12 protein-coding genes are annotated in these 12,967 nt (G+C 64.5%); 8 read left to right on the forward strand and 4 right to left on the reverse strand.

All coding sequences use genetic code 11. From position 1 onward, the window contains the following. A partial coding sequence (locus ACN0T5_RS19765) for a hypothetical protein (protein WP_417770333.1) occupies window positions 1–249 on the forward strand: 249 nt, incomplete at its 5' end. 13 nt (window positions 250–262) lie between these two features. Next, window positions 263–730 (forward strand): DUF411 domain-containing protein, encoded by a 468-nt coding sequence (locus ACN0T5_RS19770; protein ID WP_116599949.1) that lies wholly within the window; start codon window positions 263–265, stop codon window positions 728–730. A 472-nt stretch (window positions 731–1,202) separates the two neighbouring features. Here the strand turns inward: ACN0T5_RS19770 and ACN0T5_RS19775 are convergent, their stop codons facing one another. The 4 genes from ACN0T5_RS19775 to ACN0T5_RS19790 all read right to left on the reverse strand — a co-directional run bounded on the left by ACN0T5_RS19775 (window position 1,203) and on the right by ACN0T5_RS19790 (window position 6,843). Further along, entirely contained in the window at window positions 1,203–3,086 is a 1,884-nt protein-coding gene (locus ACN0T5_RS19775; RefSeq protein WP_417770334.1) for a DUF3604 domain-containing protein, read from the reverse strand. 69 nt (window positions 3,087–3,155) lie between these two features. Further along, entirely contained in the window at window positions 3,156–4,148 is a 993-nt protein-coding gene (locus ACN0T5_RS19780) for a HupE/UreJ family protein (RefSeq protein ID WP_417770335.1), read from the reverse strand. After that, window positions 4,145–5,014 (reverse strand): peptidyl-prolyl cis-trans isomerase, encoded by an 870-nt coding sequence (locus ACN0T5_RS19785; protein ID WP_417770336.1) that lies wholly within the window; start codon window positions 5,012–5,014, stop codon window positions 4,145–4,147. The genes ACN0T5_RS19780 and ACN0T5_RS19785 overlap by 4 nt, the downstream gene beginning before the upstream one ends. 8 nt (window positions 5,015–5,022) lie before the next feature. After that, window positions 5,023–6,843, reverse strand: coding sequence for a DUF3604 domain-containing protein (locus ACN0T5_RS19790; protein ID WP_417770337.1), 1,821 nt, complete (start codon window positions 6,841–6,843; stop codon window positions 5,023–5,025). A 429-nt stretch (window positions 6,844–7,272) separates the two neighbouring features. On the opposite strand from ACN0T5_RS19790, the gene ACN0T5_RS19795 reads away from it, so the two are divergent. The 6 genes from ACN0T5_RS19795 to ACN0T5_RS19820 all read left to right on the forward strand — a co-directional run. After that, window positions 7,273–7,626 carry a transposase gene (locus tag ACN0T5_RS19795; RefSeq protein ID WP_417770338.1) on the forward strand — a complete coding sequence of 118 codons (354 nt, stop codon included), beginning with the start codon at window positions 7,273–7,275 and terminating at the stop codon, window positions 7,624–7,626. Beyond that, window positions 7,575–8,420: an IS3 family transposase gene (locus ACN0T5_RS19800; protein WP_417770343.1), complete on the forward strand. Its 846-nt coding sequence runs from the start codon at window positions 7,575–7,577 to the stop codon at window positions 8,418–8,420. The genes ACN0T5_RS19795 and ACN0T5_RS19800 overlap by 52 nt, the downstream gene beginning before the upstream one ends. A gap of 666 nt (window positions 8,421–9,086) precedes the next feature. Continuing rightward, window positions 9,087–9,671, forward strand: coding sequence for a T4SS efffector SepA family protein (locus tag ACN0T5_RS19805; RefSeq protein WP_417770339.1), 585 nt, complete (start codon window positions 9,087–9,089; stop codon window positions 9,669–9,671). A gap of 89 nt (window positions 9,672–9,760) precedes the next feature. Next, window positions 9,761–10,288, forward strand: coding sequence for a hypothetical protein (locus ACN0T5_RS19810; RefSeq protein ID WP_417770340.1), 528 nt, complete (start codon window positions 9,761–9,763; stop codon window positions 10,286–10,288). Window positions 10,289–10,586: 298 nt separating this feature from the next. Further along, on the forward strand, window positions 10,587–11,345 hold the full coding sequence (locus tag ACN0T5_RS19815; RefSeq protein WP_417770341.1) for an ATP-binding protein: 759 nt from the start codon (window positions 10,587–10,589) through the stop codon (window positions 11,343–11,345). 129 nt (window positions 11,346–11,474) lie between these two features. Beyond that, window positions 11,475–12,967: phosphatase PAP2 family protein (locus tag ACN0T5_RS19820; RefSeq protein ID WP_417770342.1), on the forward strand; the 1,493-nt coding region annotated here is incomplete at its 3' end.

Raw genomic sequence — 12,967 nt, forward strand, 5'->3', positions numbered from 1 at the left:
GCGACCATGTCGAACATCCGCCAGAACATCGCGATTGCGCTCGGCCTCAAGGCGATATTCCTCGTGACTACCGTGCTCGGGATCACCGGCCTTTGGATCGCAATCCTCGCGGATACCGGTGCCACCGTGCTGGTGACGATGAACGCCCTGCGGCTGCTGTTCTTCCGTCCCACCCGCACGCCTGAACCTGCGGGGCACGTCGGTCTGACCGCTGAGACACGCCCCGATCACGCAACCGCAACGACCTGAAAGGGAGACACCGATGATCCTCACCCGCCGCGCCATGATGGCTTCCGCCGCGTGCTTCGCCGCGACAGGGCCGACCGCCGGTCTGTCCCAAAGCTCTCCGGCAATCCACGTCCTGAAAGATCCCAATTGCGGCTGCTGCACCGCTTGGATCGAGCTCCTGAAGGAGGACGGCTTCACCGTCACCACCGAGCGCAGCTACGGCACGCTCCTGATCCGGTACAAGCTCGAGAACGGCATCCCCCAGAAGATGACCTCCTGTCACACCGGCGAGGTCGAGGGCTACATGATCGAGGGGCATGTGCCGACGGCCGACATCCGACGGCTCCTCTCCGAGCGCCCCGATGCCGTCGGTCTCGCCGTGCCCGGCATGCCTTATGGATCACCGGGCATGGGGCCAGAGCATGAGCGGGAAGCCTACGACGTGTTCCTGATCCTCGGAGATGGCGGGACGAAGGTCTTCTCCAGCTACGAGGCTGCCTGACGGCACCGATCTCAGGATCGCCGTGAGGCTACTGCACAAATCTCACACCGCGCGGTCGCAGCGAAAGTCAGGTAGGTCCACTCAGCGGACCTCGGGGCCTTGGATGATGCTGCACGGTGCCATGAAGGTCCGGTATTGAGAAGCCGCGCTGCGGCAACAGTGATCCTGGCCTAGGTCGGCTTCGAGCCGGGAGCGACGGCTGCCGCTGCCTGCCGGGCGCACGACCCGCTGCGCGGCCGAAGTCCGCTCCGAGCCCGAATGCGACATTCAAACAGTGAAGCTTTTGAAGCCGCGGAACCATGATTTCTTGGGGGCGACAAGTACCAGCGAGCCCCGGGGTGTGAGAAAGGATTCACGAAACCATATCCGCCGCGAAACGGATCGACAGGAATACCCACTGCTCCTGGCCACTCAACGCTTTCGGAAGGCTGCCGACAGTGCCGGCTTCATCCTACCGAAGCCGACCCATCAATCACCCCGGTGTGTACCAGATCGGCGAAGAGTAAGCCCGGTCCTGAACCGCCGTCGGTGCGTCATCGGGCATTTCGATCCCGAAGTATTTTGCGTCATAGGCGGTCCAGCGCGGTGTCGGGATCTCGATGACCCGGATGTAGTAGAAGGCCTTTCGCGCCGGATCGAACTCCGGGTCCTCCCAGTACGCGCCCAGAACGGCCTGGCCGATGTCATTGGTGTAGCTCGCATCGGGAATGTCGACGGTGCTGCCCACCTCGCTTTCGCAGGCCTCGCCGACGACCTCGCGTCCGCCGCAGGCGATATCCCAGATTTTCTCCTGGGTGTTGCCCTCGGCGTCAAGCCAGCCCTTGATGATCTGCACCAGGTCGAGGTTTGCGCCGTCCGGATCACGCAGCGCCCGCACCATGAATTTCGGAGCGGCGCCCTCAGGGCCCGGACGCAGATCACCTCCCATGGGCACGCCACGGGCATAGCCCTGCGCGGCGAAGTCCGGGCGTTGCACTTCGGGCTCCTCGAAATCCCATCCCGCGAAGACCCGTACCCTCAGGCGCGTGCCCGTCGTGGCAAACACCTCGCGCCGGGCGAAGGCGTCCCAGATGGCCTCTCGGGTGTTCTCGGTTGCCCAGGCGGCGGCGAGGCCGGAGGCCCCGAGGTCGATGTCATAGATTGAATACCGGGGATCGACCGCACTCTCGATGAAGATGCCATCCTTGCGGTGCTCAGAGGGCTCGACGAAGTAGATCTTGCCAAACCAGTTTTCCTCACGGGTCGAGGGGATGGCGTTGTGGCTGTCGGTCGAACCGATCATGCCGAACTTGAACGGGTTGGTGCCGAGCCGGGCCTCTTCCTCGAGGCCAAGCTTCAATGCCTCGCGGGCATACTCTGTTTTCAGCATCCCGGGTTCTTTCGGCACGGTGCCGGTGAGATTGGAGGAGTCCATGATCTCGAAATCGGCAAAGGCGTCGTCCGGCGACAGCAGCGGGTGCGCCTCGCCGGTACCCTTGGGCTGGGTGACCTCCACCACGCGCTCAAAGCGCTGGCGGGTCTCGGCATAAGCGGTATCGAAGGGTTCTCCGTCGAAGGTTTCAAGCATGAACATCATGCCGTTCGACAGGTTGCCGTTATGCGGGATGGCAAGCACTCGGCCGCCGGTCGTCTCCTCATACGCCGCGAGGTACTCCCAGAGGTCCTCGGGGTTGTCGCTGTCGAGCGCCGAGAAGGGCCCCACCCGGCGGGTCCTGTCGGCATTGTCGCGGAAGATGATATTGCGGTGCAGGTTGTTGCTGCCCGGACCCGAGGTCCACTCGTAGCCGATAAACGTTGTGAAGACGCCGGGCTCGTAGAAGCGTTCGGCATTGTCGATCACCTGGTCCCAGACGCGGGAGTCAATCTCGGGGTTGTCGATCGGGTCCTCGCCCTTGGCGTTTGCCGCGCTCCATTCATAGGCCGCATCTATGCCAGTGCCGGCTTGGAAGTACTCGTGCCAGCGCTTGCCGGCCTCGGTACCGAGCGCCAGGGGATCGCCACGCATCAGGTAGTCGGCGATGCCGATGTTCTCGGCATGGTCGGCGACGGCGACGAAGTCGAGCGGTCGGATCAGCTTGAATCTCTGGCCAGTCTGGCTCTCGATCTCCTCTCCGCGCGCAACGCGGTAGGCCGACTCTGGCCCCAGCGTGGCACCCGCCAGCCCTGCATCCGCTGACCACGAAGTGTGCAGGTGGGTGTCGCCGAAATAAGCGTCCTGCGGGTAGTGGTCATCGACATAGGGCGAGTAGCTGGCTTCAGGTGCCGCGTAATCGCTTTTCGGAACGTGGACGTCCTGCGCTGCGGCGGGGGTCGCAATGGTGGCTAAAATAGAAAGTGTGCCAAGGGTATGTCGCATGATGAAAGCCCTCCTTGAAAATTATGATCTCTTTCGCTCGATGCAGTGGCCTCTCCTATCGATGCCGCTTCAGAAGAACATCCCGTCCAGCCGCTCGAACACCCAGAATGTCGCGATGGTCCCTATGCCGTAGGCAGCAGCGACCGGAGTGGCGCGCGGCAGGGCGACGAGGCGGCGCAGCAGCGCGACCAGTGCCAGCAGCACACCGATGAAGGCAAGCTGGCCCAGTTCCACTCCGACATTGAAGAAGAGCAGCGCCAGCGGGATGTCGGTTTGCGGCAGTCCGATCTCGACCAGCGCCCCGGCGAAGCCGACGCCGTGCAGTAGGCCGAAGGCAAAGGCGACGATCCAGGGCCACCGGGTCGCGAGGCTGGAGCGGCCACGGCGCAGGTGGATGGCCTCGACGGCGACCAGAAGGATGCTGAGCGCGATCAGCGTCTCAACCGGGGGTGGCGGCAGCGAGACGTAGCCGAAGGTGGCCAGCGCCAGCGTGATCGAATGGGCAACGGTGAAGGCGGTGACGGTCTTCAGCAGCATCGGCCAGCCGCGCACGATCAGCATCAGTGCCGCGACAAACGCCAGGTGATCGACCCCCTCGAGGATGTGCTGCACGCCAAGCCGCGTGTAGGTCTGCACCACGGCCCAGGCCGAGGGCGCCTCCGGGATGGTCACGGCGGGCTCGCGCGGGCGCAGCAGGAAGCTGTGATGCGTGCCGTCCAGCAGCGAGACATTGACCAGCGTGTCGATGGTGGTGCGGCCAAGCCCGTCGATGCGCAGTAGGGTGCCGGGCAGCCCCGTCCCGCCGGTGAGGCCGTAGCGGAAGAGCACGAAGCCCTCGACGAGGGTCTCGCCCGGCACCGAGGTCAGGGTCAGGTCCGGATCGAAGCTCGGACGGATGTTCTGCACCATGCCGTCGCGGGTCGGCACCTTCCACAGCAGCTCGTAGCGCTGGGGCGCGACCTCGTCGATCTGCAGGAAGGCGGGGCGGATTTCATGCGCACGCGCCGCGGGGGCCAGTGCGCAGAGGCAAAGAAGGAGCGCGGAGAGCAGGCGCAGCATCATGGCCGGGCATACTCCTGCCGTACCGCCTCAGGCACGCCCTCGGCTTCGAAGCGGACCTCGTAACGGTTCAGAAGTTCTCGGAACATCTGCTCCTGCGCATCCAGCACGGTGTAATACTCGTACTGCCGGGCGACGAAGTCGCGGACCTCCTCGAAGGGGGCGAGGTGCTCGGGCTGGTTTTGCGTGACCAACACGAGGTGCAGCCCCAGCCCCGAGCGGACCGGCCCGGACCATGTCCCGGCCGGCAGCTCCGAGAGCGATTCCGCGAAGCCGCCGCCGAAGGAATTCTCCAGCGCCTGCGCCGGGGTCAGCGCCCAGTCCGTCGGCACCGCCAGCTTGCCGCGCTGGCCGGGCGGGACCTCTCCGCCCCCCTGCAGCGATGCGAGCGTGGTCTCAAGCACCTCGTCCCCGGCCTCGGCGGGCAGGTAGAGCACCTGCCGGAAGGCGTAGGCCTGCGGCAGGGTGAAAAGATCAGGGCGCGCGGCGTGGAAGGCGCGCAGCTGTTCCTCGGCGGGGGGCTGCATGAGCAGGCTCAAATCGCTCGACACCGCCTCCATCTTCTGCGCCAGCCGGGTGCGGATGATGTCGTCATCCTTGTCGAGACCCATACGCAGCGCCTCGCGGTAGAAGACCTCCTGCCGCAGGTGGCGGTCGATGATCGCCTTCATGTCCTGCGGCGCGGGATCGCGTTTCCACTGCGCAGTCCAGAGCGTCTGCAGATGATCGAGCCGGGCCTGGTCGAGGGTGATGACCTCGGCCTGCGGCCCCGCGCTCTCCTGCGGGGCCAGCCAGTTCCATGTCGCGAAGAGCAGCCCGCCAAGGACGAGGAAATGGACGAGCGGCTCCCTGAGGATCGACTTCAGCATGGCGCGGCTCAGTTGACCTCGTGCCAGATCGGCGAGGCCCAGGCGCGCTCGACCAGCTCGCGCTTGACGTCCTCGGGGTAGCTCACCCCCTCGCGCAGCTCGTCGTAGAGCGTCCAGCGTGCGGTCGGCAGCTGCAGCACGCGGGCGTAGTAGAAGGCCTCGACATCGGGGTTCCAGTCGGGATCGGTCCAGACCGTCATCAACTCGGGGTCACCCTTCTCGGCGTTGAAATTGCCAGTGGCCATGTCTATCGGCGCGTCAATCGGCGTGACGCTGCCATCCGCCTGCAGGCGGTCACCGGAGGCCGCGACGTCGTAGATGGTGTCCTTCATCTCGCCCTTCTCGTACCAGCCCTTGATGATCTGGATGCGGTCGAGGTTCGGCCCGATCGGGTCCTTCATCGCCCAGACGAGGAACTGCGGTGCCTCGGTGCCGGTGTAATCGCCGCCCATGGGCACGCCCTTGGCGTAGCCGTCGGTCACCATGGCGTCATAGCTGTCGTAGCTGTCGGCAAAGCCCTGCCCCGCGAAGACGCGCACCTTCATCCGAGGGCCCGAGGTGGCAAAGGTCTCCTTGGCCATCATCGAGTCCCAGATCGCGCCACGGGTGTTGGACTCCGCCCAGACCGCTGTCAGCGCGCCAGGGTTCACGTCGGAGATTTGCATCTCGCCCTCGAGCACCGAGGTCGAGCGGATCTCGGCGGTCTGGTCGGCATAGCCATGGCTGCCGACCATGAAGTTGTCTTCCTCGACGTTGCTTGGGGTGCCGTTGTGACTGTCGGTGCCGCCGACGAAGCCGTATTTGAACGGGTTCACCCCGAGGTCGGCATTATACTTGATGCCGCGCCCAAGCCCGTAGCGCACGAAGTTCTCCTTCACAAAGCCACGGCCGCTGAAGCGCTGGATCGACACGGCGTTCTCGAAATCGGCGAACTCGTCGTCGGGCCAGAAATTCGGCACCACCTCGGAGTTGCCTTTCACCTGCATCATTTCGATCAGCGGCTCCATCGAGGCGCGGATCTCGGCATAGTCCTTGCCGATCGGCACTCCGGTCAGGCTCGCCTCGGCGAAGAGCAGCCCCTTGGATTCATTCGAGTTGTGCGGGATCGCGAAGACCTTCTTGCCGTCGTCGCGCTGCGTCTGCATCCAAGCCCAGAGCTGTTCTGGGTCACCGCCCTCGTTCGAGGAAAACGGCATGTCTGGCACGTTCGCATCGCGGAAGAAGACGTTGCGGTGCTGGTTCGATCCGCCCGGCGCCGAGGTCCACTCATAGGCATGGATGGTGGTAAAGGTGCCCGGCTGGTAGTGCTTCTCGGTCGCCTCGACATTCTTCTGCCACGTCGTCTTGATCGCCTCCTCGCCCTGGAAGAAGGGCGGGTGCGGATCGCCGCCCCCGGCCAGCGGGGTCAGCACGTACTTGCCATAGAGCCCCAGCGCGGTCTCGAGATCCGGCGCGGTGCGGAAGGCGACAGCGATCTCGTCATCATAACCGGGGGCACCCTCGGTCATGAGGCTGTAGGCCTCGCCCATGAATTCCGAGTGGTCGGTGACGGCGACGAAATCGAGCGGGCGCTTGATCTTGTGCAGGCTGCCGTTGACCATGATCTCCTCGCCCTTGGCGAAGCGGTAGGCATCGTCCGGCGTCAGCCGGTTGCCGCCGATGAAGGCGTCCATCGAAACGCCTGTGTGGACGTGCTGCTCGCCGAAGTAGGCCTCCTTGAGCGGATTGGTCGGGGCGTTGGCCTCGGTGGCCTGGGCCAGCGCGCCAGTGGCGGTCGTGGCAAGCAGGGCGCCAATGCCTATCAGGGGCAGGAAATTGGGTCGTTTCATGATCAAATGTCCTCGTTCCGTAAGGAATCCGAAGGTTGGTAATATCGACAGCTTAGCACGCAAAGTGGTCACGCATAGCGGGAGTAGACTATCCAGCCCAATGGAATAACACTGCCCACGCATGGGCATTTCGAAACATATTGACCTAACTGCAGAGGACAGGCGCAAGCTTGAGGGACGGGGATGGCTCTACCGTCAGCCCGAGGCGCTCCGCGCGGCCGTGCTGGACGCCTGCGTGGTGATGGAGCTGGACCGGGGCGAGAGCGCCATGCACCTCGGTGGCGAAGACGGCGGGCTCTTCGGGCTGATCTCCGGCTGGCTCGACGTCTTGATCTCGCCGGGCGCTATGGACCTGGAGTGCGCCCCTGCGGATGGACCAAGTTGGCCGGTTGAATTGACCTCCTGCGGGCTTTCAGAGGAAGAAAGCCTATGCCCAGACGCCACCGAAGCCATAGTACCGAATTCAAGCGCCAGATCGTCGCCGAGTTTCAGGGCGGCGAGACGCTTCACGCGCTCGGCCGCCGCCACGACCTGTCGCGCAACCTGATCCGGGTCTGGATCGAAAAAGCGGAAGCAGGCGCGCTCGACGAAGACGTGGCGGCGGCCGAGCTGATGGCCGAATACGAAGCCCGGATCGTTGCGCTGGAGCGGCTTGCCGGGCGCCAGGCGCTCGAGATCGAGTTTCTAAAGGGGGCTCAACGCTCCGGACGCTTGCCGAGAAACGAGCCTACATCCGGGACTGCCGACCTCGGGGGCTCTCGATCCGGCGGGGATGCGAGCTGATGGACGTCGCGAGGTCCAGCTTCTATGCCGATCCCGGCCAGAGGCCCGGAGACGCCGTCATCATTGAGGAAATCCGGGCGATTACCGACGAGTTCGAGGGCTATGGCTACCGCCGGGTCGATGCCGAGCTCCGGCATCGGGGCATGGTCGTGAATTCGAAAAAGGTCCGGCGGCTGATGAGAGAGAACGGCCTGAACCCGCGGCGGAGGCGGCGCACCACCCGCACAACAGACAGCGACCATGGCGGCCCGATCTTTCCTTTCATTGCCAAGGAATTCGAGGTTTACGGTCCGGACCAGCTTGGGGTAGCTGACCTGACTTACATCACCACCGCCGGAGGCTTCGTTTACGCCGCGCTGATCTTGGACGCGTGGTCGCGCCGTGTTGTCGGCTGTGCCATCGGCCGCAGCATCGACGCCCGCCTGGCGGCGAGGGCGCTCCGCAGCGCGATCGCGGAGCGGCGTCCCTTGGCCGGCTGCGTGTTCCACACGGACCGCGGATCCCAGTACGCGTCGGAGCTGCATCGAGGCATTCTTGCCGAACAGGGCTTCTTCGGATCTATGAGCCGCCACGGCAACCCGTACGACTACGCAAAGGCCGAGAGCTTCATGAAGACACTGAAGGTGGAGGACGCTTACCTTATGGAGTATGAGTCGTTCGACGACGTCGCCACCGGCCTGCCCCGGTTCATCGAGGCCTACAACAACCGCCGCCTGCATTCAGCCTTGGGCTATCTCAGCCCTGCACAGTTCGAAGATCGCCACGCCCGCGCCATGGTCAAAACCGCCGCCTGAGAATGTCCATCTGCAGGGGCGCATTCCAGACACAATGAGGTCCATGGCCTATGATTGGAATCAGTCCGAGGCTGGAATGGGTAAAACGGTGCCGCAAGGACGGAGACCGGAAGTCCGCCGTAGCTACGAACCGTTCCTGCGTCGGGGTCGAAACCGCCATTCAACGGAGGGCGAATTAGGACATCACGCCGCGCTGCCGCAGTTCGGCCAATAGCCCTGTCTCACCGCCGCGCGGTGAGCCGCCTTCGCACACGCAGCAGGATGCGTCGCATCCCGTCGCGGTCGGGGCTACCAGGCACTCACCCGGCCGCTGCTGTTGCCTTTTCCGTTGCCGTGAGCTTTGGCCAGCCGCGCGGCTGACTGTACTGAACTTTGCACGGCAGACGCCGACGTTTTCAGAGTTAATCTCCGCTGACCCGTCATGATCTCCCTTGGTGCATGCGGGATGACCGGCGTGATCGGCACGAGGCAGTTATGCCTCACCACCTGATCCGCGCGAGGGATGGAAGGCCCCCTAAGTTAGACCGCTTCAGCCGGTTTCGTTCACGACAGATATGTCGCCCGAAGCTAACGGCGCAAGGAGGCGCGCTCAACCTGCCAGTCAAACTTGACAACGCCATATTCTTTTGTATTCTCATATTTCCGTATTTTGTTATAGGAGGGGCGATGCCTGATATTGTCCTTAGCCGGAGCGCGTTCGAGCGCCTCCAGAGCCACGCACAGCCGCTTGTCGATACGCCGGAATCGGTGATCCTGCGGGCGCTCGACGCCCTGGAACAGCAAACGGGACGAGCGACACCACACGCAAGCGTCGGCGGATCGCCTGAACGGGAGATCGACACGCGGGCTCTGCCCCGCCTGACCCACACCAAGCTGCTCGACGCGACAATCGACGGGGAGCCGCTGACAAAGCCGAACTGGAACTCGCTGCTCGACGAAATGCTGCGGCGCGCAATGCAGCGCGTCGGCAGCTTCGATGAGCTTCAGCGGATCTGCCCGGTCAACATGGTCAAGGGCCGCAAGGAAGACGAAGGCTACGGTCACCTGCCAGAGATCGATGTTTCCGTGCAGGGACAGGATGCAAACGGCGCGTGCCGGGCCGTTGTGACCGCGGCGCAGGCGCTCGGCACGAGCCTCGAGATCGGCTTCATGTGGCGGCACAAGGAAAACGCCGCCCATCCTGGCGAGCTGGGACGAATTCGGATTTCGCCTCGCGCCCAGTCCACTCGCAAAAAGCAGTCCGCGGCATGAGCGCTGCAAGTCACTCTGTCGGTATACTGGCATAGGGTTCGCTGCTCGATGAACCGGGTGAGGAAATAGCCGGCGCCACTACTCATACGGTGGCAAATGTCCTCACGCCCTTCAGCATCGAATTCGCACGCAAGAGCGGAAGCCGCGGCAGCGCGCCCACGCTGGTCCCGGTGCCGGCTGGCGGAAGCGCCGTCCAAGGCCGGATATTCGTTCTTGATGTGTCGGAGGCCGAAGCGGCGAACCGCCTGTGGCGCCGCGAAACCCGGAAGGTCGGCAGCGGCCTCGCCTATGTTCCACCGGAAAAGATCGGCCCGAACACCGTGGTTGTGAGGCGGGTCGAAAACTTCGGCGGTGTGAAGGTTGTGCTCTTCACGGACATCGCTGCCAATATTGAGCCGCTGACCGCAGAGACGCTGGCAATTCTTGCGATTGAAAGTGTCGGCAAAGCCGCCCCCGGACAAGACGGCATCAACTACCTTATATCGGCGAAGGCGAACGGGATCGAAACCGCACTCTCGCCGGACTGCGAATCGGAAATCCTGCGGCAGTCAGGATGTGCCGACCTTGAAGAGGCGCTGGCGAAGTTTCAGGACATTGCCCAGGGCGGAGGAAAGTAATGGAAACGGGCAGCGCAGGAGCCGATCCCCGGCCGGTCAGTCTCGTGGATTGCGGAATCGAAGAACTGCTAACCGCGCTGTTGGCAGGACAGCCGGTGGCCCTCCTGGCCGACGGGGAGCCGTTTTTTCTTACTAACGACGATACTCGACGGGTTCTCTCCTACTATGCCCGCCACCGTGACCTGTGGCCTCGTGCGAAGCCGGTCCAAGCGCCCGAGATCGAGGACATACTGAAGGCCCTTGCGGAGGAGGTCCCTGCTCCAGAGATGAATGGCGCGACAACCACGCCGAGACGGTTGTGGAAACTGAAGCGCACCGGATTGCCGGGCTGCACAGGCATTGCGGCGCGCAGGGCGAAGACCCCGAGGATTTCTCGCTCGACATCGAGCGCGACGTAAGCTTGATCAGCGGCTTCAACGGCGCCGGCAAAACTGCGCTGCAAAATGTGATCATTTGGTGCCTGACAGGCAAAGCGTTGCGCTCCCAGCATATGCCCGACGATGTCCATGAACCCATGGAGGTGTACCGGACGGCAGGCGACGGTGAAGATGAGACAAGGGGCCACGAGTCGGGCTTTGCGCTTCCGCCGATCGTCCCGATCCCGTCGTTCGGCGAGCTCGAAGCGCTTGGTGAGAGGCCGAGGATCGACACTTGGGCGCAACTGACGTTTCACGCTGAAGGATCGGACGACATATGCGTCGTGCGGCGGGCGTTGCGTGTGAGCGAACGCGGCAGGATCAGCATGTCCGAGACCGGCCTCGAAGATCTCGGGCTTCCAGAAGTTGCGATCGAGGCAGGAACGCTGATGCCTGGAATTGCCGCGCATATGCGCTTGGACGAGAAGACGACGTTTGCGCAGGCAGTTGCCCAATTGACCGGTCTCAAGCCGCTGGAGGACTTGGGACGCAGGTCCGCGCGAGTGGTTAAGCGGCTCAGGGCGGATGAACGAAAAACACTGGAAACGACGCAAGTACGCTTGGGGAGTTTGAGCGCAAACGGCAGGCGATCCATGATGCGTGGGCCACACAGCCGGACCTTGGCGATCCGGCGAGCGTAGTCGCACCGCACGAGCAGAAGAGGAAGGATCAGAGCAAGAACTCAATCTCCGAAGCGCGAAACTGGCTTGAGGAAAAGAAGAAGAGCCTCGAAAGCGCAGCAGAAACGATCCTCGGGCACCTCGGTTATCGTGCCGGGCACACTGGTGGTCGACGCGGGCGGCGCCCTGGTGCGGCTCGGGCATATGGACTTTATCGACCTTGCGTGGTTCGTCGGCATCGGTGCCATCCTTGGCGGCGAGCTGAGCTGGCACAGCGGCCGCGGGCTGGGCGACCGGGTGCGGCTACCCCAATCAGCCGCATTCCGCCGGGCGCAGGAGCTCATCCGCAGCCGCGGCGGGCTGGCATTGGTGATCGGCCGATTCTTCGGCCCGGCCGCCGGTTTCGTGCCGCTCGCCGCCGCCCTGAGCGGCATGGAGCGCAAACGGTTCCATGCCTGGAACATCGCGAGCGGCTTCGCCTACGCCTTGGGCCATGTCACCATCGGTTACGCCGCGGGCGACATCATGGCCCGCCTCGGACCCTACCTTCCGCGCCTTCTCTTGCCGCTGGCTCTGGTGGCGGTCCTCGCGCTGGTGACTTGGGCCTTCTCCCACCACCTGCGCCGCGGCCTTCCGGCGCTGCGGGTCTGGGGCCGCGCGATCCGCGGGCGACTGGAAACCTGGCCGCCGCTTCTGCGCTTCACCGCCTGCCACCCGCGCGCCGCGACGGTCATCGCGCGGCGCCTCGACCCGGAGCGCGGCCTGCTGACCACGGCGCTGGCCGCCCTGCTGCTCTATCTCTGCGCCCTGTTCATCGACGGCGCCTTCGACCTTGCCTTCGTGCCGGGCACAGACGCGCTTGACCAGCGCATCGCCAATCTCGCGCATGCCTTCTGGACCCCCGGCGGGCTGTCTCTGGCAGCCTGGGTGACGCAGGCGGGGCATGTGCCGGTCGCGGCGCTGGTCGCGGCGCTGGTCGCGCTCGGCGCGGTGCTCGGGCTTGCCTTCTGGGGAGGCAGGGCCGCCGCCCTCGGGCTCGCCGCCGCCGTCGCGGGCAACGCGCTGACGGTAACGCTGCTGAAGATCGCCTTCGGCCGGGCGCGCCCCTCGCTGGCGTATTTCCTCGAAAGCTCGAACAGTTTCCCCTCGGGGCATGCGGCGATTTCGGTGGCGCTCTACGGCACGCTGGCCATGATGCTCTGGCGCGAAAAACTCATCGGCCCGACCCTCGCCATCACGGCGGGGGTGACAATGGCGGCTGCGCTGGGGCTCACGCGGATCTATCTCGTCGAGCACTTCCTGTCGGACGTTCTGAACGGCTGGGTGGTCGGTGCGATCTGGATGGTGATCGGCTTTGCCGTGAGCGAAATGGCCCGGCGGAGGTCCCGCGATCCGGGCAGGCGCCGCCCCGCGCTGAGCCTTTCCGCCGCATGCGCCTGTTGCGCGGCGGCGCTGGTCATCGCGATCCACGACAATCCGACAGTGGCGCCAAGGGTCCCAAGCGCAGTGACCGTGTTCGACAACCTGCCCGACGCCATCACCGGCGATGCGTTCCCGCTCGACGTGGTGACGCTGTCGGGCGAGACGCTGCCGCCAGTGAGCGTCGTGTCCACCGGGGTTTCGGTCGACGAGATCGCGTGGCG

The organism is Stappia sp. (genome assembly GCF_048261845.1).
GTDB lineage: Bacteria > Pseudomonadota > Alphaproteobacteria > Rhizobiales > Stappiaceae > Stappia.